The organism is Ruegeria sediminis, from assembly GCF_005938215.1.
Taxonomy (GTDB): Bacteria; Pseudomonadota; Alphaproteobacteria; order Rhodobacterales; family Rhodobacteraceae; genus Ruegeria; species Ruegeria sediminis.
Genome location: NZ_VCPD01000002.1, coordinates 801,965 through 822,514, shown reverse-complemented (window position 1 = coordinate 822,514; position 20,550 = coordinate 801,965). Strand labels below are relative to the sequence as shown.

The following is a 20,550-nucleotide window of genomic DNA, read 5'->3' as shown; positions in this document are numbered from 1 at the left end:
TCGAGACGAAGATGCATTGCGTGAAGCTGCTGGGGCAGAAGCTCATGGCACGGGACTTCGACCGCCAAGTCGCGGAGCTCCAGGTCCGTATCGCCGTGCTCAACAGCTACACCGCACTCGGCACAACCGTCACGGAAGCTATGGGATAAGTCCGTCCGGGGAAAGGGGAACCTCGGCTATCACCCGATTTGTGCAACAGAGTCGTGCAGGAGCAACCGCCCGTCCGCGCCATCGGCCAGCCGAACCGGGTCCTGGGTCAGATCCCTGCTGGAGCGCAAACCAACCCGGCTCGTGACCGTGGCCATCGCCAACAAGACCGCCCGAACAGCCTGGGCTCTGCTCGCGAGGGGAGAGACCTACAGAACCACACCGGCCAACTGATCGAGGGAGAAACAAGCGGTGTTTCGACAACGCCGCCACGAGATGCAAGGGCAGATTTGAGTGATGATGATCGAACGGGACCGCTGTTGGGACACTCCGGGGTGCTGCCTGGGCTTCACAGCTCGCCTGTCTGATAGGAACCCGGCAAGCGGACTTCATCAAGGCCAGCGGTCCTTCGCACCGCGCCAAAAGGCCGGACAAATGACCGCAACCTGCTTCGATCCACGTCGCTAAAGAAATCCCTTGCAAAACAGGAGCCGTCCACAAATGACAGCACCCGTCAACGTGCTTTCAAGAATTATGGATTGCTCTGTCATTGCTTCACATCGGCATGATTAGGTAAGCTGAAAAAGCGGTGGCGCCGATCCTGAATGCCAACTGTGCGTCCACCTAGCTGCACGACATCGGAAGGTGGTTTCGCATGTCGCACCAGCAGACCCCGCTGTATTGAGACGCAGGCGGAAACCGGCCTGCGGCGGAAATCCGCGCTAACTTGGGTCAGTGCGGAAAGGATTTGAAGCAGGTTAGGTGATCCCTGCCGGCCCAGTTCCTGCCGGTTTGTATTACCGAGTACCACGGAAGCGCGGAGAGCCTGCCAGACCCTTACAAGGTCTGTCTGCTAATTGCGCTTCTGTTTCTCGGAACGTCCAGAAAAGGACAACCGAATGACACCCGAAACCGAAAAACCCTCCCTGACGATGACCTCGGTCAAGGCCGCCTGCGACAAGGCGCCTGCTGGTCCCAAGAAGGACGCCGCCCTGAAGCATTACCGGGCCGCTGAAAAGGCCCAGACGGCCAAGAAACATACTGAGATGAACAAGGAACTCGGCGCGGCGAAGCATGCGCTCGGGTAATACTTGGCATTGGACATATGCGGCGGGCCGTGCGGTGGAGCGCGGCCCGCCGCATATCAGGAACGGCCTTGCCTGATCGAGATAGGCTAGGTTGAACACCGCCAATGGGAACAGGCGGTTACAATTTCCAAATGTCACTTTGCCGGCGCAAAAAAGTGACAAGCCCGTCTTCGCGCAGCTGCCACAAGACACGGTTCAAGTGAACCGCACACCGAGAAAACCGCGATCACGGCAGCCGACCTGCTGAATGATAGGGTTATCCTCTTCTTTGCCGAACACGGCATCAGCCTGCTGCGTATCCTGACGGACCGCGGCACCGAATATTGCGGCAAGGTCGAGAACCATGCCCATCAGCTCTACCTGGCCATCGAGGACGTGGATCACACCAGGACCAAGGCCAACAGCCCCGAGACCAACGGCATCTGCGAGCGCTTCCGCCGTTCTGGTCGGGCATATTGTTTCCTCTCTTGCTCGCGCGGACCGGCACCCGGCGCAGACCCTGGCGGTCGCGGGGTGCATCCACGCGTTTTATTCCCCCTGTGTCGGCATTCCTTCGTTCTCCGCCGCCTGTATCGGTGAATTTTCCTGTGGCAATTTACTTGCAGGAGCCGCATCCGGTGCCTCTTTGTCAGTCTGGCATGCGCGCCCGCCCGAGTAGAGGTGCCGAAGCTGCATCTCGGAAACACCGTCGGCCTCCATCACCAGCCGAACCATCGGGTCTGCCAGCATTTCTTCCAGGAAAATTTCGGCCAGATCTTTTCCGGTCAGCTTGTCCTTTGCCAGAGCGTCATCGAGGTCGGCCAGTGAAACGGTCAAGGTTCTCGCCAGGCCGGGGTGGGACGCCCGAGAATGCAGCCTCACCGCTACAGATGCTTTCCAGGCTTCCGGGTGCAGCTGGTCGGGCGGTGAACACAGTTCCGTTTCAATGTCATACTCTCCTGCCGGAAGCGTCTCGTCGAAGTGAGGCACTCTGAAAGGCCGGGCGAAAACCGCAATTGACTTTCTGACTAGCTCGTTCATAGGAGAAGTCCTCTCATCGAAGCGACAGGCGGGCCAGAGCCGCGGCTGCCTGCGCATTGCCCTTGTCGTGGTAGTCCCCGTGGAACACACCATCCACCTTGACCTCCCAGATCCCATTCCTCTCTCTGACACGGACACGATCAGCTTGCGCAGTGGGATAATAGGGGTGTGCCGAAGTTTGTCTCTTTTCCGGTTGGTGCAATGGCTTCACGAGCACCCTGGAGCTTGCCGCCTTTGGCAATTGCGTTTCTCCAAGGGTCATCACGGCCCGAATGAACTCCTCCGCGTAATCATCCGCGTTTCGGTGGTCATGCTCGTGCTGCACCATGGCCATCGGCTCAACAAAACGCTTCTTCAGGTGCTCAAGGAAACGCGGTTCTGTCTGGGACATGTAAGCAATGAGCGACTGGAGAATCCGTTCATGGGCCAGCACGCGTCGTTCAAGATCTGTTGCTTCGGGCAGAGGTGGTGACATGGCGCTGTTCATCCTTCATTGATCGGGTTTTCCGGACGCTCCGGCGATTTGTTTAGGTCAAGGGCCGCAAGACAGGCTTGCGCAATCTCGCGGTCTGGCGTCTCGGCTCCCGGTACTGTTGCCCAGCCAGCCGCCATGAGAGCATCTCGCTGCCGGAAGGTGGAAACCGCCCGGATCGCCGCCATCTTGGCAGCCTGTTCCGGATCGGTTCGGGCCATGTCCAGACAGACGGGCACCAATGCGGTGACAACGTGTTCGCGGGCCATCGCCACGGACCTGTCGTTCGAGGTTCGGCCGGTTACCCAGCCGCCCCAAGAAAATCCAGCTACACTAACAAGTACCGCGCCGGTGACGGCGCCGTAGAGGCCGGGTTTAAGCCATTCGGGAGTGTTCATTGTGCGCCCTCCAGCGGCAAAGCGCCGCCTCGCTATCTTCAGGTGTCATTTTGAATGCCGTGGCCTAGTGCCGTTTCCAGGTCGGTCCAGGTAATTGGCCGCATTTCTGTCCGGCCCAGCGATCGCCCCTTGCCGTGTATGGTCAGGTAAATCGCCGTTCTGCGGTAAGCCGTGAAACTCAGCCCCTCGATGAGTTCTTCCTCGACCAGCAGTTCGTATGCTCCGGCAGGCAACTCGTCCGAATACCCGGACAAGGTAAAGGGCTGCGGGAAGGACACAGTGGATTTGATTGAGCGCAAGGCCATCCCCGGTCTCCGCGATGTTTGCATGTCTTCCGCGCTACATTGACAGCGACTTCCCGGTTGCAGGGAGGCTGCCCAATTTGGCGGTCACCATGTTTCTATCCCAGAACCGGGCGATGCGCGCTGACCCATGTTAGCGCCGCCAGGATCCCGGACCTCGCAGTCAAACACGGAACCTTCCCGCCGTTGCTTGGAAGCAGTGGGCAGGAATCTGGCTGATCTGCGTCAGCGCATAGGTTGAGCGATGCGAGTATGATCAAAACAATCCAAAGTCTTCGGCCCTCGAGTAGGGGCGGAATCGATCATCCGGCAGGTTCGGCCTCAACATCCGGAAACATCAAAAAGGAGGAAACAACGATGCCTTCAGGTGGCATTCTTCACCCGCACAAACCCGAGTTTGAACGATTTTTACACGCCTCTGTTGGTGAGGACCGGGTTGGCGATGCCGTTACGGTCTTTTCGGCCCTTGCGAGGCTTGATCTCGAACCTTGGGAAGAGGCACCCGCGCTTGCTGCTTTGGAGAATGAGGCCGCTGGTTCGCGACTGGAGATGCTGCTGTCGCAATTCCGTGACGTGCCCGCACTCAAACAGGACTACAGATTGGTCGCGCGGGAACTGATCCGTCTTCCCGAACGCCGCGAGCGGTGCGCGACAATTTCTGGCACCGTAGCAAAGGGGCCGGCGATGTCGTCCGGAGTGATCTGGATGGTACTGGCGATCCTCTTCCTGGCAATGCAAATGGTGTTCGCTGGCGCACCGGGATCAGGCCAATGACCGTTGGCAAAGCACCGGCCAGCGCCCGCAAGAATTCGGTTCGAAAGCAGGGTGGCAAGAACGTTAAGGACAACGCAATCCTCTGGGATCTGGAGGCGCGATTCTGGACCAGCGGTGCGGACAGCGCGCGTACCATGACTTCGGAAAATGCAGTGATGATACTTCCCTATCCACCGGGCATCCTTCGGGGCAACCTGATCTGGAAGCATGTGAAGCAAAACGCGGTTTGGAGGACTGTGGAAATGAAAGACCGCAGCGAGACAAGTCATGGTGTCGTTGCCGTGCTCGCCTACCTCGCAATAGCCGAGAAGCCAGGCTCACCAATCTATAAGGCGCTCTGCGCGTCCACATATCTGCTGGACGACGGCGGGTGGCTGCGGCTGTCACACCAACAAACTCCAACCGCGTGACGCGAGAGAAAAACCCGCATCTCGGGATGTGAAACTTCCGGACGCTAGTTGCCGAGCGGCCCAGCTGCTGAGTTTCTCGTTTCAAGATCTCTGGCTGGAAGACGTTGAGCCCACCCCAAGCTAACTTAGGTCAGTGCCGCAACGCCGAGAAGATGGGTATATGGCATCGTGCCTGCCGAATCTCCGGCGGCACTGTATTTCCGAGTACTCGAGAAGCGTGTGGGCGTGCCGATCCCCAAAAGACCGGCGGGTCGGCACGCTTCTTATTTTATTCTCGGAATGTCCAGGAAAGGACAATTTAATGACACCAGAACAGACCAAGACCGTTGACAAGATGAAGTCCGTCAAGGCCGCCTTTGACAAGGCTCCTGCCGGTCCCAGAAAGGACCGGGCGCAGAAACACTATCAGGCTGCCGAGAAAGCGCACGAGGCGAATAATTTCGCCGAAACGAACAAGGAACTCGACGCGGCTACAAAAGCGATTTCCTGACTAATCTCGTCTCAGAAGAAGATCCGGCCGCCCCAAGTTACTCGGAGGGCGGCCTCCTTCATTTCAAGAGCGGGCCGGTCTGATCCAGATACGCCGGATCGAACTCCGAAAGCTCCACCAGTCCGTCATATTTGTCGAACGTCACACGGCCGTCCCGAAAGGTCAGCAGGCCGCTTTCGCGAAGCTGCCGCAAAACACGGTTCACATGGACGGCGCTTAAGCCGAGTGCATCCGCAAGATGATACTGGGTCAAAGGACAGGCGTACCCTTTCTTGCTCCCCATTCCGACCAGCTTCAGCCTTGCCCCCAGTTCCAGAAGGAAATGCGCCATGCGCGCATCCGCCGCGCGCCGACCAACTCCAACGAGATGCTCGACCACCATGGCTTCGTCCCGTGATGCCGCCCAGAGAATTGCTGCCGCCAGGCGAGGCGTCTTCTCGAATGCTTCCAGAAGGTCGTCCGCGAAGACTTCCGCCGCCTGAATATCCGTGACCGGCTCGAAGCTGTGGTCGGACGTGCGCAGTAGCACGCTGCGCAATCCAAGAAAATCCCCTGGTATCTGGAAGTCCACGATCTGGCGGGTTCCGTCCGGCTGAAGCTTGTAGGAACACACCCAGCCGGCGGCAAGAATGTAAGCGGCCTGATCCGACTGCCCCTGATGCACGAGATCACGCCCCGCCGCGAAGGACCGACGGCGCAGATGCAAACGCTTCAAAACGCCCAATTCAACTTCAGACAAGGCGACAAAGACTTGCAACTTCCGTGTAAGCGGGCTTTCTAAAACATCCGTCATCGGGGCCTCGCAAGCCGGAAAAACCTCCAGACGCAATCGTGCGGAGACTGCTTTCGGTTAGCCCAGCATACCCTTTTTCTGCGAAGATGCTTGGGATAAGCGAGGCCGCCCGGCCGCGCGTTGTTTTACCGTTACCTGGAAGGAAGCCATAAAATGCGTAGCGAGAAGGACTTCTCGGGAATGGCCGCCCTCTCAATCTGCGAGTCGATGCTGCTGGCGATGAACGATCACAACCTCCTGTCCGAACGCGAGATCGTGGGTATCCTGCGCGATGCTGCAAAGACGCATGAAAGCGCAGTTGTTGCTGATGGCGAGATAGAGACGCATCGGGCCGTGGCCGTTCTCATCAACCGGATCATTGCTGGTGGTAACTCCGTTCGGAGGCCGCCGGGATGACATACTCAATCGCAGTGGGATAGACATCGCCTATGCCGCTTTCGTCCAACTCGTACGATGCACGGGGCCAACAGTCCGGTCAGCAGGACATGCCGGGTGGCACGGGCCGCCAAGACGGCAGCGTCCAACCTGGCATGCAGGATGCCGGATCTGCCTCGACCGCACGGAAAGCGCGGGTCCAGCCAGGACACTTGCCCGTCACGGGCAGAGCACCCGGCGCGGGACACCCCTCCGGTGTGACCGGTCCGAGGCAGGAGGAGGCCCGGCTGACCGCATCAGACTGGACACGAACCCTGGTAAAATACCGGCAGCCAATCCCCTCCCGCAGCATTTTCGAACTGACGGTCACGCTTGTGCCTTTCGCAGCAATATGGGCGGTTGCCTGGTGGGTGCTCTCGATCAGCGCGGCGTTGGCACTGGCCCTCGCGTTTGCGAATGCAGCCTTTCTTGTCCGGCTGTTTATAATCCAGCACGACTGCGGGCATGGTTCCCTGTTCCGCGACCGGCGTCTGTGCGATTGGATCGGCCGAATCATCGGCGTTATCACGCTGACGCCCTATGACGTCTGGCGCAAGACCCACGCGATCCACCATGCCACGACCGGGAACCTGGACCGCCGAGGCGTCGGAGACATACCGATACTGACGGTCAGAGAATACCGCAAAAAGGGATGGCCAGGCAGGGCGCTTTACCGACGCGTCCGCCATCCGGTTTTCCTGTTCGGGGTGGTGCCATTTTACACGTTCTTTTTGCACAACCGGCTGCCCGTCCAACTGATGCGGTCCGGCTGGCGCTACTGGCTGAGTGCAATGGCGACAAACGGCGCCATTGGCCTAACTCTGACAGTGATTGTCTTGCTGGGCGGTTGGGAGGTACTGCTGTTCGTCTTCCTGCCGACGATGCTTCTGGCAGCGATTGCCGGCATGTGGTTTTTTTCGTGCAGCATCAGTTTGAGGAAACCAGCTGGCGGCACGAGGAAGACTGGAACATCCAAGACGCGTCCCTTCACGGTAGTTCACACTGCGACCTGCCCGGCATCCTGCGCTGGATAACCGGGAACATCGGAGTCCACCATGTGCATCACTTGGCCAGCCGCATCCCCTTTTACCGTTTAGGCGACGTAGTCAAGGATCACGACGCCCTGGCACAGACCAGACGCATCACGCTTTGGGAAAGCTTCCGCTGCGCGCGACTTCACCTTTGGGACGAGAAGAGCCGCAGATTGCTGTCGTTTGCAGAGGCCCGGGCACTTCCCGCCTGAGCCTTGCGTGATATGGCCGCTGGTCAATGAATTGGTGCCTTGGATGCCCCCACAAAACCTGACGGCATCATTTTTGGAACAGTCGGCCATGCGCCTCCAGTCCTTGAGTCTGCCAAACATAATCTCGATGCGGTTTCTCCGCCTGTATCGGCGCTTGTCGTATTTGACCGGCGTCTTGCGTTGCTTTCTTCCGGGGATGCACGCGCGTATCCCTTTGTCTTGCAACGCTTCTCGGAACCAGTCGGCGTCGTAGCCACGATCCCCGAGCAGCCATTTGACGTTTGGCAGGCTGCTGAGCAGCGCCCGTGCACCGATATAATCGCTGACCTGTTCGGCGGTGACGAATAGGTCAAGCGGGCGCCCCTGGCCGTCGCAGATGGCATGTAGTTTGGTGTTCATGCCGCCTTTGGTTCGACCGATCAGACGACCGCGCCCCCCTTTTTGGCGGCCATGCTGGTCGCAGTACGGTGAGCTTTGAGATAAGTCGCGTCGATCATTACAGTCATTTCCTCGCCGTGTTCAGCAACCAGCCCGACCACAATCCGCGCGAAGATGCCTTTCTCTCTCCAGCGCTTCCATCGGCTGTAGAGCGTCTTGTGCGGGCCATAGGCGGCAGGAGCGTCACGCCAGCGCAAGCCATTGCGATTGATAAAGATTATTCCGCTCAACACACGCTTGTCGTCAACCCGGGGCTTGCCGTGCGACTTCGGAAAAAAGGGCTCCAGACGTGCCATCTGTGCGTCGGTCAGCCAGAAAAGATCGCTCATATCACTGCTCCGTTTTCCGAGCCGTGAATCACGCTGCACGACAGAAATCAATGCATCCTTACCCTAGATTTTCGGGCCTTTGTCTCCTGTGCCTGTGGCGCTTTTTGCGTACGCTGCAAGAAGTGTCAGCAGAATCAGTACGAGGATTCCGGCCGTTGCGGCAATGGCTGATCCGGAGAGAATTCCGAGCTTTACGGCGCTGAGCATTTCTGGATCAAAGGCCAGGCCCGCGATGAACAGCGACATCGTGAATCCGATTCCCGTGAGAAACGAGCCGGCCATGATGAAGGGCCACGACAGTCCGGGCGTGAGCATCGCCAGCCCTGAGCGAACCGCAAGCCAGCTGAACCCGAAAACGCCGATCGGTTTTCCCAATACAAGGCCGACAATGATCGCCAAGGAGACCGGTTGGCCAAAATCGGCCCCGTCAATCGTGACGCCGGCATTTGCCAGCGCGAAGATCGGCATGATTGCAAAGCCGACCCAAGGGTGCAGCATCATCTCAAGACGTTCGACCGGCGAGAGCGATTCCGTGAGCGCTCGGCCCGCCTGACGGAGGTCACGCTGGCCTGCAGCATCCCCTTGCCGATGATCGCCGGCCGGAGCAGCGAGTACACGCCCCAGGATCGCACGAAGGCGAACATCGCTCACCCAAATTCGGGTAGGTGTCATTAGGCCCAGAATGACACCGGCAATGGTCGCGTGAACGCCGGAGGTGTCGAAGCAAAGCCAGATTGCCGCTCCCAGGCAGAAATAGACCGGGACGCTTCTGATTCCGAGGCGCGAGGCGGCTGCAATGATACCAATACCCAGCAGACCCAACCCGAGCGCCGACCAATTCAACGCCTCCCCGTATCCAAGGGCGACCACGAGTATCGCGCCGACATCGTCGAAGATTGCCAAAGAAAGCAGGAAAAGCCGCAAGGCGGTCGGGATCCGGCTTCCGAAAAGCGCCAGGCACCCGATCACGAACGCGGTATCGGTTGCCATCACGGTTCCCCAGCCGTGCATCCCGGGTTGCCCGGACATCAACGCAAGAAACAAGCAGACTGGCACCACCATACCGCCCACAGCGCCTGCGAAGGGTAGAGCAGCTTGTCGGGGATTTCGCAATTCGCCCAGCACGATCGCCCGCTTGAGCTCCAGCGAAAGCACAAAGAAAAAAAGTGTCATCAGACCGTCATTGATCCAGTGTCGCAGGGAGCGGGTGAAATCCACCGGGCCGAATGTCAGGCCAATGGGTATCTCCCAAAAGCCCAGAAAGGCTTCTTGCCAAGGTGAGTTTGCCAGCGCCAAAGCCAGCAGAACCGCTAGAAGCAGGAGCCCGCCTGCTGCCGCTTCGATCTTCAGGAAGCGTGCGAAGGGCCTAGTTATGATGTCTGCGGTCTCATGGGGCAGGCTTTCGTAGTTGTCGATCACGGCACGAGTACGCCTTTTCCGGTCGAGAGGAACTCCCGCATTGTATCGCAGATACGCCGAGCACGAGAGATGGTCCTTGTCCTTCGGCCATGCCGCAAAAGCCTCAGGCGGAAAGTGCTCGGGCTTCCGCAAAGGTCAGGAGGGCGGTGTCAGAGGGATTCAGGTTGAGGCGGGCAGGGCGATTTCATAGCTTCCCGCCATGCCCAAACGCGATCCATTCAAGTACTTCCACAGTAGCCCGGAAATCATCCGCTTGGCGGTGATGATGTATGTTCGTTTCCCGCTTTCGTTGCGGAACGTCGAGGACCTTCTGCATGAGCGAGGGATCGATGTGAGCCACGAAACGATCCGGTTCTGGTGGAACAGGTTCGGGCCGATGTTCGCCGCTGAAATCCGGCGTCGGCGGGCGGAAAGGCTGCGATCCGGGCGGCAATGGCAGTGGCACGTCGATGAGGTTTTCGTGAAGATCAACGGCGAGCGCCATTACATGTCGCGGGCTGTGGATCACGAGGGCGAGATTTTGGAGTCCGTCGTCACGAAACGTCGAAACAAGCGAGCCGCATTGAAATTCCTCAGAAAACTGATGAGACGCTACGGCCAGCCTGATGTTCTGGTGACCGACCGGTTTCCCTCCTGCCGCGCGGCTCTGCGGGAAATCGGAGCCTCCGATCTGCAACTCACGGGCCGTTGGTTGAACAACCGGGTCGAGAACTCGCATTTGCCGTTCCGACGACGAGAACGGGCAATGCAGCGCTTTCGGCGCATGCGAAGTTTACAGAAATTCGCCGCCGTCCATTCCTCTGTCTACAACCATTTCAACCAGGAGCGTCACCTCTACACGCGAGCGGATTTCAAGCTGATCCAAAACGCTGCTCTCGCCGAGTGGCGCCAGCTTGGCGCGGCATAAAGGGCAGCATCACTGCCCTTGACGAGACTGGTTAGAATCTGTCGGACAGCACCCTTTGCCGCTTCCGAAGAGTTTGCCGCTTCCCAAGAGACGGTTCCGGAAATCTGAACAGCCGGCGGGCCTTAGGCCGGGTCGCCGGGCACGTCGTCCTCGAGCCCCATATAGGTCAGGTAGCCCAAGCGTGCGGACCTATGCTCAGACCCGAGCAAGCCGGTGACCCGTTCCGCACGGGCCTTCTTATCCGCGTAGGCATCGCCGGTGAAGTGTTCCGCTAAATCCACGGTCCGAAGAATCTGCTGACCATTGGCAATCATGGCCATGACGCCCAGAAGATCGGAGACCTCCTCTGTCGAACGCGCCTCAAACTCCCAGATCCTGCCACCCATCTGGTGCAAGGCCTTTTCGCTGTCATCCGCACCCCCGGGCGCCGGATTTATTAGGGTCAGGCGGTCTGCTCCGAGAGCGGGTTCGATCTGGGCTTTCAGTGCGTTGGCGTCCTCTTCGCTCTCGGGGCGAAAACGAAGGCGGCAGGGGAACTGGGGGGTGGTCATATGGACGTCCTCCTTTGAGGATTAGGCGCGGAATAATCAGTGATCAGTATCCAAGCAAATGAACTCCCGTCGAAGTCTAGTGTGTACTTTTCTTGAATGCGAGCCATACGTAACGAGTTACCGCCTAGGTGTTTGATCCCAAGGTTTGATGGTGCGATCCATTCGTTGGAATGGAAGGATGCTTTTTGGGACAGATACGCCACTGCTGCGCCACGACCAGTTGATCTTCGGTCATCCGGTCTGCACCAAGCTGGAAGTTGTTGGCGGTCGACGCCATCCTGTCACGCCAATCGGGGCCGGTGAACATGGCCGCGCCGACGAGCGTATTTGCAGCTCCATAAGGGTAGCCCTCGACGGTGATGTTGATGAGGTGGTGTCAGAAGGAATCTAGTTGAGGCGGGCAGGGCGGTCTCGTAGCTTCCCGCCATGCCAAAACGCGACCCATTCAAGTATTTTCACAGCAGCCCGGAAGTCATCCGGTTGGCGGTCATGATGTACGTACGCTTCCCGCTCTCACTGCGGAACGTCGAGGACCTTTTGCACGAACGCGGCATCGACGTCAGCCACGAAACGATCCGGTTCTGGTGGAACAGGTTCGGCCCGATGTTCGCCTCCGAAATACGGCGCCGCCGGGCCGAAAGGTTGCGATCCGGGCGGCAATGGCAGTGGCACGTTGACGAGGTTTTCGTGAAGATCAACGGTGAACGTCACTACATGTGGCGGGCGGTTGATCACGAAGGCGAAGTTCTGGAAGCCGTTGTCACCAAACGCCGAAACAAGCGTGCGGCACTGAAATTCCTCAGAAAATTGATGCGGCGCTACGGTCGGCCGGAAGTTCTGGTGACCGACAGGTTCCCCTCGTACCGGGCCGCTTTGCGGGAAATTGGAGTTGCCGATCTGCAGCGTACAGGGCGTTGGTTGAACAATCGGGTCGAGAATTCACATCTGCCATTCCGACGACGAGAGCGGGCAATGCAGCGCTTTCGGCGCATGCGAAGTCTACAGAAATTCGCCGCCGTTCACTCTTCCGTCGCAAACCATTTCAACCAGGAGCGCCACCTCTACACCCGCGAAAACTTCAAGATAATCCGCAACGCCGCTCTCGCCGAGTGGCGTCAGCTCTGTTCCGCCTAAGTTCCCGCGGTTATTGGGAAACTGAGACTGGTTAGAATCTGTCTGACACCACCTGAGGAAGGGACGCTGGAGGCACAGCGCGCTCACCGCGTTGACCTGATCGACCCCTTGATTGCCCAGAATGGCGGGCGCATCGCGAATACCGCGGGGGACAGTCTCTTGATCGAGTTTCCTTCGGCAATACAGGCTGTGCGGTGCGCCGTTGCGGTGCAGGAAGGCATGGCGCTACGCAATGCCGATGTAGCTGAAAACAGACGAATTCATTTTCGCATCGGCATTAACTTGGGTGACGTCGTGCCAGACGGGGACGATCTTCTGGGGGACGGCGTCAACGTCGCGGCGCGGATCGAAGCGCAAGCGCCTCCTGGCGGCATTCTGCTCAGCCGTTCGGTTAGGGACCAGGTGCGTGACAAGCTTGAGATTGCCTTGGAGGACATGGGAGAGATCGAGGTCAAGAACATCACGCGCCCGGTGAGAGTGTTTCGCGTCGCGACCATTGGGTCGCTGCCTGCAGACCATAGCAAGGGATGGAGCAAATCAGCTCTCTTTGGTTTCGCCGGCATTGCTCTCTTGATCGCTGCGGCCGTGTGGTGGTGGTCGAACGGCACTGACTTCGAGCCTGTGCGCGCGGAGGAGATGGCGCTGCAGCTTCCGGAGGGACCATCCATCGCCGTGATGCCTTTCACCTATATCGGCGCAGATGAAACGGAAAACGGCTTTCTGGCGAAAGGGATCAGCGAGAACGTCAACACGAATTTGGCGAAGCTGCCCGACCTTTTGGTCATCGCTGAAAGCTCCAGTCAGTCTTTGAAAGATGAGGGCTTGGACGTTCGCGAGATTGCCGGGCGCTTCGGCGTACGGTACTTGCTGCAGGGCAGTGTGCAAAAATCGGGCGAAGAACTGCGCGTCAGTGCGCAATTGCTGGACGCGGTGGCGGGGAAACATCTGTGGTCTGAAACCTTCGACCGGTCCACGGACGGCTTTTTCGACATTCAGGATGAAATCACTCTTGCGGTGCTTGAACGCGTGTACGGCGGTACAATCGACGGCGACAGGTTGAACGCCAGGGAAACGGATGACCTCTATGCCTTCGCGGAAAACGCAAGGGGCCGATCACACCGTGTCAGGTTCACCGCCGAAGACAACAAGATCGCCCGGATACATTATCAGGCTGCGCTTGCCCGCGATCCCGACTACGTGGACGCGTTGGTTGGGCTTGGCTTCACTCATGCCATCGATGTGCGGCTTGCGTTTTCTGACGATCCTTCTAGGTCGCTCGCGCTTGCCGAAAAATACTTGTCCCGGGCCCTCGAGCTTGACCCGGATCGACCTGCGACGCTCTCGAACTACGCCGTGCTGCGCCTTGTGCAAATGCGCGGCGCCGAGGCGCGGGACTTCGCGCTGCGCGCCGCCGAGACGGGCATCGGTGACGCGCGGGTGGTGCGGGGCGTGGCTTGGGTTTTGAAGTACGCAGGTGCATCAGATGAATCTCTGACGTATTTCGCCCGGGCGAAGCGGATGACGCCCGTGCCTTTGTGGTGGCTGATCGTCGACGAATACGGGGCGCTTATCGATGCTGGCGATTACGAGGCGGCGATCCAGGCGACGGACGACTTTCTTGCGGTCGTGCCCGATGTCTACCGGGCAGAGTTCCTGACCTGGCCGGCCGTCGCCGCCTGGCAAGCGGGTGAACTCGAGAAAGCAAAGGCTTTCATAGATGAAGCAAAAAAGCTCAAACCGGGGATATCAATCGAGAGCCTACGACCTTTCGATCTCGCTTACATCGATACCTCACTTCCCGAGCGTCGATATGCGGTGCTGCGCGACTTGGGCCTGCCGGATTAGACACCATTGCACATAGATTGAGATTCCTGACTTCAGGAATCCGCATGGACGTTTCGCCGCTGGTGCCCATTTTCTGCGAAACGGTCATCTGAATACCAGACTGGTGCAGGGAGTTTCCGAGCTTCAATTAAGAGCGCACGGCTGTCCCGATCGGCAACCGTTGAAGCATGGAAATTTTTGGTTCACTTCACTACCGCGGCCTGCTTGAGCAGAAACGCTTCAACCGCGGCCTGGCTTTCAGGTCGCAGGTTCTCGATGCCTTCGTAGGGTATACCTCGCGCAGGCTCCGCATCAGGGTACTTTTCCTTGCGCTTGATGTGTCGACCCAGAATCCGGACGAATTCCTGACCGCCCCAGGCGCCGACCTCCGTGGAAACCGGGTATTTTTCGTGCGTGTCGCGGAACACGTCGTAAAACTGCGCGACGATGGCGCTTTCGCCCGGAGCCGGAACGTGGAGCTTGAGGTGCTCCTTGATTATCGCCTTGGGCTTGTCGATTGAGTAGGCGAAGATGTAATCGCGCCTGCTCTTGCCTTCACCTTGCAACAACAATGCCGATTGATCCACGCCGTCGATAAGGCGGTCCCGAGGAATGCCTGCTTCGGCACCCGCAAATCGGGCAAAAGTGACAAACATGTCAGAGACGTGGACGATATCGTTCACTATTCCGTCCGCCTCGATCATGCCCGGCCAGCGGATGAAGCTGTCGACCCGGATACCTCCTTCGGTCACGTCACCCTTTCCGCCGGCAAAGATCATCGGCGTGAAACCGGATTGGGGTGAATACTTGGTGAAATGACCGTTGTCTCCCATCAGCAGAACCACGGTATTTTCCGCCACGCCGAGTTCTTCCATCTCAGTAAACAAGTCACCCAGCCAGACATCGAGTTGCTGCATCTTGTCCACATAGAGACCGCCGTTGGGTGATTGCGGGCCTTCTCGCCCCGTTCGCGTGTTGTCCAGCGGCAGAAGCGGCCAGTATTGCAGGAAGAAGGGCTGGTCACCGACGGCCAAGGCACGCAGTTGATCCAGCGCCTGATCCTGGTAGCGCTGGTTCATTTCGTCATATTTCGCGGCATTCCACCTTTCGCCCGGTTCCATTCCGACTTCGCGGGCCATCCCGCCCTTCGCGGCTTCCAGCCCGGTGACCATTGCCGAAGCATCCGGGCGGAAGAAGTCGTCCAACGTGAAAGCGCCCTCGAAATCCTTCATTCCGACGGAAACCTGCTCTCGGATCGCGTCGTCATGGTAGATGGTCAACTGGCCCTGTTGGTGCACTGGAAAGGCAGCCCAATCGAAACCCTGATTGTGCGGCCAGGCTTCGGGAATGTCGCCCATGTGCCACTTGCCGACATGAACCGTGGCATATCCCGCCTCAGACAGGATCTCGGCAATGGTGACCTCGCCTTCGGGCAATCCGAATCCCGCAATATCGACGGTTGTATCACCCATTCCCATGCGCACCGGCAGACGACCCGTCATTTGTGCAACGCGCGTGGGCGTGCAGGATGGCTCGGTATACATCCTTGCCATGCGCATGGCCGCGTCAGAGAAGGCGTTGATGTTGGGCGTGGAATAGCCGCGTACTGCGTTCAGTTCGGGGATCCCCATGTCGCCGTAGCCCATGTCATCTATCAGTATGTTGATTATGTTCGGCGGCTTGCCGCCATTCTGTTCGCGGAAGGCGGCAAGCTTGGCGTCCACCGCCGCGTCATCCTTGGCCCATTGGTCCGAGTGCTGAGCTTCGAGAATGTAGTACTCGGCGTCGTGGATGACCGGCGTGTCCTGTGCCAAAGCCGAGACGGCCGGCGTACAAGCCACGATCCCTGCAAGAATTCTGTGCATCGTTTTCCCCGTTGGTTTATTTGATCATTGTTGAGCCTCGAACCCGCCGGGCGCCTCGTTATGCGGCGTCGGCGTCCGATGCAGAGCCCTGCGTGGGGGCGGCGGATGAATCCGTAGTTCGGTTTATGTCGGTGTGGGGGAAGAACTCTGCCCAGACATGCCAGAACATACCCGAGCGCAGTGTCTCGACCCGCGAAAGCTTGCCTTTGTCGGTCTGACCCCAGAAATCGCACCTAGCTACCTGCTGGCCGCTGTCATTGTACCAGACGCCAAGGCTTTCGAATTTCGGATCGTAGTTCACAACCAGGTCACGCCCGCCGACATTCGCGTTGATCAGCCAATCGTTTTCGACGATGAAATCGTCTGTCCAGCAAGCAGTATCATCCCCAATGGTCACTCCCCAGACGTAGGTCTTGTTCGGCAACCGATCATCCATGCGGCTCATATTGTCCATGACAGGTGCCGCTTCTTGATGCTGCCGTCCAATTCCCCACCCAAACGTGATCTCGGTGATCATGTCGAAAAGGCGCAGAAATGGGTTCGCTGGAGGTTTGTTCAAATAAACCTCGCCCTCGGGATACGCCTTCTGGAACCCGCGAAACGTCATTCTGAATGTCGGCCACGGCTTCATCGCAAGCGATGGGCGTAGCGGACATGCGTTGCCTTCCGTGATCGGGGCGGTGTCAGCCTCGCGGAACCCATAGATGTGCTGGATCGGTTCGCCGGTGTTGTTGTCGCGCAGGATGAGGTTGTTGCCGTGTTGGGCAAGCACTTCCAGGTTGAGCCTCTCTCCTTCGATGGTCGGAGTGTAACCGATCCCAAGGTTGGCCATAGCGCAATAGGTCATCACGACGTCTTCGCCTCCGAGCCCCTGATCGTTTCCGGCAAGATGCGGCCTCATGATCTGGGCGTCGGGGTGCGCGCGTGCATGACCCTTGTTTTCGATCACCATTACACTTTGCGTTGGCCCAACGTATTTGCGCGCTTCGGCTATGGAATAGTACTTGGCGCTGTCTTTCTGATTGCGAAGCCCCACGTGAACCCAGACCCACGGAAAGGCATAAAGGAAGGCGATAACCACAAGCGATATCCAGAACAGCCAACCGGGTCCGCCGCCGAGCAAATGACCAACGATCATAGTCCCCGCCGCCGCGAGTCCGACGGACAGGAACCTGTATTCGTTGCGAATGAAGCGGATCGTGTTCTCTCGCTTGATCTTCATGAGCATCTGGGAAATGTCGCCAAGATCTCGGAAATACAGGAAGCCGATCGCCACCGAGACAAACAGGCCAACAAAGAACAGAACATTTCCGAGCATCAAGGGCACCTGATCGCTGAAACCTCGGTGGGACAGAGCAGCGACTCACCGCGCGTTTGCATTTCCTCTGGAAGTCTAATGGCAACGAGCCTGATCGCAAAATTCGCCCGGGGACGGTCGTAAACGGAGCTGTTTCATTGGAACGGATATCTACGTAATATCCCGGTTTGGACAATCGGCTTTACCTGTTCTTGAACTGAAATCGTACCAATTGAAGTCGACGTCAAAATGGCGACTGTGGCCGACTATTCGCTTCAGTGAACACCGATTGTTATGGTCTGTTTGCAGAGAGTATCAGCTATTTCCATTTGGAAATACCTCGCAGTGCACGAACAGTCGGTTTGGTGAAGCCGCAGCGCAGCGTTGAATACAGTCTCTCAGGTCGGATATGGGCCAACGAGGGCGTTGTCAGAGGGATGGCGCTTGAGACGGGCAGGGCGGTTTCGTAGCGTTTGGCCATGACGACTCCAAACCCGTTCCGGTATTTCCGAACCAGCCCAGAGATCATTCGCCTGGCGGTGATGATGTACATTCGGTTTCCGCTGTCGCTTCGGAATGTGGAGGATCTTCTGGATGAGCGCAGCATCGACGTGAGCTATGAATCGGTGCGGTTCTGGTGGCAGCGGTTTGGGCCGAAGTTTGCGGCCGAAATCAGAAAACGGCGCGTGACGGTGATGAAGTCCAGCCAATGGCGATGGTATCTCGATGAAATGTTCGTGAAAATCAACTGTGAGATGCACTACCTCTGACGCGCCGTTGATCACGAAGGTGAGGTCCTAGAGTGCCTCGTTACCAAAAAGCGGGACAAGAAGGCGGCGCTGACATTCTCAAGGAAAGCAAGGCGCAAGCACGTACGGCCTGAGACAATTGTTGCTGATCGATTGCGCTCCTATGGCGCTGCTCTCAAAGAAATCAGTGGAGCGGATCGGCAGGAAACGGGGCGCTGGTTACACAACCGGGCCGAAAATTCGCACCTGCCATTCCGACGACGAGAACGGGCGATGCTACGCTTCAGGCGGATGCGAAATTTGCAGAAATTCTCCGCCGTCCACGCCTCGGTCTACAACCTGTTCAACGCGGTGCGCAGCCTCACCTCTAGATCAAGTTTCAAGCTGAACCGTGCCGCTGCTCTCGCCGAGTGGCGCAGTCTCTGTGCCGAATAAGGGACAAAGATCCTGCCCTCGGTGAGACTGGCTCGCATTGGTCTGGCATCACCCATTGACGGGTTCAAAAGGGCTTGGTGTTCAGGCATAGGGCGCTCTGGCGGGAAAAGTTGATTGTAGTATAAATATTTGCGTAGATTCACCGCTTCGAAGATGGGACAGGGTGGTCTGCCGGTCATCTTACGGCAACGCCCGGAAGGCCTTCTGAGCGAGGAGTGAACATTTGGCGATTATTGGGTTCTTGATCAGCCTGACCGGAGCAACAATGTTGCTGCTGTTTGCAGTGCGCATGGTGCGCACCGGCATCGAGCGGAGTTTCGGGGCCTCGTTCAAGCGTTTGCTCACGCAAAGCCGGAACAGCCCAGGCGCCAGCGCAACCGGATTGCTGCTTGCGATCATCTTGCAAAGTTCGGCAGCGGTCGCCCTGCTGGTGAGCGGCTTCATGGCGACTGGCATGATCGCCTTCCCGACGGGTTTGGCGATCGTGCTGGGCGGCGACCTGGGGTCGGCATTGATCATTCAGATCCTGTCCTTCCGGATGGACTGGTTGGTGCCGCTGCTTCTTACCATCGGCGGCTGGCTGTTCGTCAAAACCGAACAGAAAAAATGGCGGCAGACGGGGCGCATTCTTATGGGAATCGCCTTTATCCTGATTTCCCTGCAATTTCTGCGCGCTGCCGTCGAGCCTATCCGCGACAGTGCCTTTCTGCCCGCGATTGCCGGCTATTTGGCACGGGATTTCGTGACGGCATTTATCGTGGGGGCAACACTCGCCTTTGTTATGCATTCCAGCGTCGCCGCGATTCTGATGTGCGTCACGCTGGCTCAGATCGGCGCCATACCGGTCGCGGCCGGGATGTCGCTGATCCTGGGTGCAAACCTGGGCAGCGCCGTCATCCCGATCTGGTTGACCCGTGGAATGCCCGCGGTGTCCAGGCGGGTGCCCTATGCCAATTTGTTATTGCGGGGCACATGCGCGATGGTGGCGCTTTTGGCGATCGACCTGCTGAACCTGGACTGGCAATTCAGCTTTGCCGGCCCTGGGCAATTGCTGATCTATGTGCATATCGCGTTCAACCTCAGCCTGCTTCTTCTGTCCTTGCCGTTTTGCAGCCGACTGGCAGCTCCGGTCGAGCGCATGTTCCCGGACAAAACCGTCGAGCAGGAAAGCGATCCACTGGAGCAGTTCAAAAGCGCGCTGGACGAAAGCTCCCGTGACAATCCCAAGCTGGCGATCAGCAGCCTGAAACGCGAGTTGCTGCGCATGGTCGAAATGGTCGAACGCATGTTCGCGCCGACTTTGCCGCTGTATGAAAACCCCGATCCAAAGATGGCCAAGGCGGTGCGGGAGCTTGATGAAAGCGTCAACCGCGCCCTGGAGGGCGTTCGCCTCTATGTCGCATCATTGCCCATTACGGAAATGACGAAGGCGGATTCCAAGACCGTACGGGGCTTGATGGACTACGCAATACGCCTGGAATCCGCCGGCGATGTCGCCAGCAAGACCCTGACGCGTCTCGCCGAAACAATGCACAAGAAAAACCTGAAATTCACGGCCGACGGCTGGAACGAGCTGGTCGGTATGCACGAGGCGATTTTGGTCAATCTGAAAATGGCGTGCAATGTTCTGATCTCGGATGACCTGGAAAGCGCCAGGCTGCTGGTAATGGAAAAGACGGAGATCAAGCGCCGCGAACGGGACAGCCGCAAGCGGCACCTCAAACGATTGCAGGACGGAGAGGCGCGCAGCTTCGAAACAAGCAACATCCATTTGGAAACCCTGCGCGCCTTGCGGGATTTCAACAGCCACATCTCGGCGATCGCCTATCCGATCCTTTATGAAAACGGGCAGCTTCTTGAAACCAGGCTCATACTGGACATGAATCAGGGAGAGACGGAAAGGTCTTAACTGGGCTGTCGCAACAGGCCATCCTGAGACAGCTGCGCGCTGTGATCGCGTCGAGCCATCACAGGGCGGGACGCGGTGTCCTGCCGGCAATGTCCTGGCCCCGGCCCGGCGGAAACGAAATCCGGAAAAGCACCTTTTGCCG

At 58.2% G+C, this 20,550-nt stretch carries 19 protein-coding genes and 6 pseudogenes; 15 read left to right on the top strand and 10 right to left on the bottom strand.

The window, feature by feature from the left end; genetic code table 11:
- The 4 genes and pseudogenes from FGK63_RS08590 to FGK63_RS08575 form a co-directional block, all read left to right on the top strand.
- Positions 1–149: pseudogene (locus FGK63_RS08590) on the top strand (IS5/IS1182 family transposase); the annotation flags it as partial.
- 112 nt (positions 150–261) lie between these two features.
- A pseudogene (locus tag FGK63_RS20960) lies at positions 262–381 on the top strand (IS110 family transposase); the annotation flags it as partial.
- Positions 382–1,046: 665 nt separating this feature from the next.
- Positions 1,047–1,235: a hypothetical protein gene (locus tag FGK63_RS08580; RefSeq protein WP_138841182.1), complete on the top strand. Its 189-nt coding sequence runs from the start codon at positions 1,047–1,049 to the stop codon at positions 1,233–1,235.
- A gap of 207 nt (positions 1,236–1,442) precedes the next feature.
- Positions 1,443–1,679 (top strand): annotated as a pseudogene (locus FGK63_RS08575) (IS481 family transposase); the annotation flags it as partial.
- 84 nt (positions 1,680–1,763) lie between these two features.
- Here the strand turns inward: FGK63_RS08575 and FGK63_RS08570 are convergent.
- Genes FGK63_RS08570 through FGK63_RS08555 form a run of 4 tightly spaced genes read right to left on the bottom strand, consistent with a single transcriptional unit; the run spans position 1,764 to position 3,430 of the window.
- Positions 1,764–2,255 carry a BTB/POZ domain-containing protein gene (locus FGK63_RS08570; protein ID WP_138841181.1) on the bottom strand — a complete coding sequence of 164 codons (492 nt, stop codon included), beginning with the start codon at positions 2,253–2,255 and terminating at the stop codon, positions 1,764–1,766.
- Positions 2,256–2,268: 13 nt separating this feature from the next.
- Positions 2,269–2,730: a hypothetical protein gene (locus tag FGK63_RS08565; protein WP_246043980.1), complete on the bottom strand. Its 462-nt coding sequence runs from the start codon at positions 2,728–2,730 to the stop codon at positions 2,269–2,271.
- 8 nt (positions 2,731–2,738) lie between these two features.
- On the bottom strand, positions 2,739–3,125 hold the full coding sequence (locus FGK63_RS08560; protein WP_138841179.1) for a hypothetical protein: 387 nt from the start codon (positions 3,123–3,125) through the stop codon (positions 2,739–2,741).
- A 38-nt stretch (positions 3,126–3,163) separates the two neighbouring features.
- On the bottom strand, positions 3,164–3,430 hold the full coding sequence (locus FGK63_RS08555) for a hypothetical protein (protein ID WP_138841178.1): 267 nt from the start codon (positions 3,428–3,430) through the stop codon (positions 3,164–3,166).
- A gap of 249 nt (positions 3,431–3,679) precedes the next feature.
- On the opposite strand from FGK63_RS08555, the gene FGK63_RS08550 reads away from it, so the two are divergent.
- From FGK63_RS08550 to FGK63_RS08540, 3 genes are all read left to right on the top strand, one after another.
- A complete protein-coding gene (locus tag FGK63_RS08550; RefSeq protein ID WP_138841177.1) occupies positions 3,680–4,201 on the top strand; it encodes a hypothetical protein in 522 nt (173 codons plus the stop codon).
- Positions 4,198–4,611 (top strand): hypothetical protein, encoded by a 414-nt coding sequence (locus FGK63_RS08545; protein ID WP_138841176.1) that lies wholly within the window; start codon positions 4,198–4,200, stop codon positions 4,609–4,611. The genes FGK63_RS08550 and FGK63_RS08545 overlap by 4 nt, the downstream gene beginning before the upstream one ends.
- A 301-nt stretch (positions 4,612–4,912) precedes the next feature.
- Entirely contained in the window at positions 4,913–5,101 is a 189-nt protein-coding gene (locus FGK63_RS08540) for a hypothetical protein (RefSeq protein ID WP_138841175.1), read from the top strand.
- Positions 5,102–5,159: 58 nt separating this feature from the next.
- Here FGK63_RS08540 and FGK63_RS08535 read toward each other — a convergent pair whose 3' ends face one another.
- On the bottom strand, positions 5,160–5,894 hold the full coding sequence (locus FGK63_RS08535) for a Crp/Fnr family transcriptional regulator (RefSeq protein WP_138841174.1): 735 nt from the start codon (positions 5,892–5,894) through the stop codon (positions 5,160–5,162).
- A 153-nt stretch (positions 5,895–6,047) separates the two neighbouring features.
- On the opposite strand from FGK63_RS08535, the gene FGK63_RS08530 reads away from it, so the two are divergent.
- Both FGK63_RS08530 and FGK63_RS08525 read left to right on the top strand, forming a co-directional pair.
- On the top strand, positions 6,048–6,290 hold the full coding sequence (locus FGK63_RS08530) for a hypothetical protein (RefSeq protein WP_138841173.1): 243 nt from the start codon (positions 6,048–6,050) through the stop codon (positions 6,288–6,290).
- A gap of 266 nt (positions 6,291–6,556) precedes the next feature.
- Positions 6,557–7,551 (top strand): annotated as a pseudogene (locus FGK63_RS08525) (fatty acid desaturase).
- A gap of 84 nt (positions 7,552–7,635) precedes the next feature.
- Here the strand turns inward: FGK63_RS08525 and FGK63_RS08520 are convergent.
- Together FGK63_RS08520 and nhaA are read right to left on the bottom strand one after the other, a co-directional pair.
- A pseudogene (locus FGK63_RS08520) lies at positions 7,636–8,318 on the bottom strand (IS5 family transposase); the annotation flags it as partial.
- Positions 8,319–8,381: 63 nt separating this feature from the next.
- A complete protein-coding gene (gene nhaA, locus FGK63_RS08515) occupies positions 8,382–9,737 on the bottom strand; it encodes a Na+/H+ antiporter NhaA (RefSeq protein ID WP_138841172.1) in 1,356 nt (451 codons plus the stop codon).
- Between the two features lie 199 nt (positions 9,738–9,936).
- Here nhaA and FGK63_RS08510 point away from each other — a divergent pair, with 199 nt between their 5' ends.
- On the top strand, positions 9,937–10,644 hold the full coding sequence (locus FGK63_RS08510) for an IS6 family transposase (RefSeq protein ID WP_138841171.1): 708 nt from the start codon (positions 9,937–9,939) through the stop codon (positions 10,642–10,644).
- Positions 10,645–10,766: 122 nt separating this feature from the next.
- Here FGK63_RS08510 and FGK63_RS08505 read toward each other — a convergent pair whose 3' ends face one another.
- The gene (locus FGK63_RS08505; RefSeq protein ID WP_138841170.1) at positions 10,767–11,195 is read right to left on the bottom strand and encodes a hypothetical protein; all 429 of its coding nucleotides are present in this window, start codon (positions 11,193–11,195) and stop codon (positions 10,767–10,769) included.
- Positions 11,196–11,373: 178 nt separating this feature from the next.
- On the opposite strand from FGK63_RS08505, the gene FGK63_RS08500 reads away from it, so the two are divergent.
- The 3 genes from FGK63_RS08500 to FGK63_RS08490 all read left to right on the top strand — a co-directional run bounded on the left by FGK63_RS08500 (position 11,374) and on the right by FGK63_RS08490 (position 14,174).
- Positions 11,374–11,586, top strand: a complete 213-nt coding sequence (locus tag FGK63_RS08500) for a hypothetical protein (protein WP_138841169.1) — start codon at positions 11,374–11,376, stop codon at positions 11,584–11,586.
- A 35-nt stretch (positions 11,587–11,621) separates the two neighbouring features.
- Entirely contained in the window at positions 11,622–12,329 is a 708-nt protein-coding gene (locus FGK63_RS08495) for an IS6 family transposase (protein ID WP_138841168.1), read from the top strand.
- Between the two features lie 108 nt (positions 12,330–12,437).
- A complete protein-coding gene (locus FGK63_RS08490; RefSeq protein ID WP_171052604.1) occupies positions 12,438–14,174 on the top strand; it encodes a tetratricopeptide repeat protein in 1,737 nt (578 codons plus the stop codon).
- Between the two features lie 182 nt (positions 14,175–14,356).
- Here the strand turns inward: FGK63_RS08490 and FGK63_RS08485 are convergent, their stop codons facing one another.
- A complete protein-coding gene (locus FGK63_RS08485; RefSeq protein ID WP_138841166.1) occupies positions 14,357–16,018 on the bottom strand; it encodes a sulfatase-like hydrolase/transferase in 1,662 nt (553 codons plus the stop codon).
- A 58-nt stretch (positions 16,019–16,076) separates the two neighbouring features.
- A complete protein-coding gene (locus FGK63_RS08480; protein WP_138841165.1) occupies positions 16,077–17,336 on the bottom strand; it encodes a DUF3179 domain-containing (seleno)protein in 1,260 nt (419 codons plus the stop codon).
- A gap of 458 nt (positions 17,337–17,794) precedes the next feature.
- Here FGK63_RS08480 and FGK63_RS08475 point away from each other — a divergent pair.
- Positions 17,795–18,499 (top strand): annotated as a pseudogene (locus tag FGK63_RS08475) (IS6 family transposase).
- Positions 18,500–18,722: 223 nt separating this feature from the next.
- Positions 18,723–20,408, top strand: a complete 1,686-nt coding sequence (locus FGK63_RS08470) for a Na/Pi cotransporter family protein (RefSeq protein ID WP_138841164.1) — start codon at positions 18,723–18,725, stop codon at positions 20,406–20,408.
- Positions 20,409–20,550: the final 142 nt, after the last annotated feature.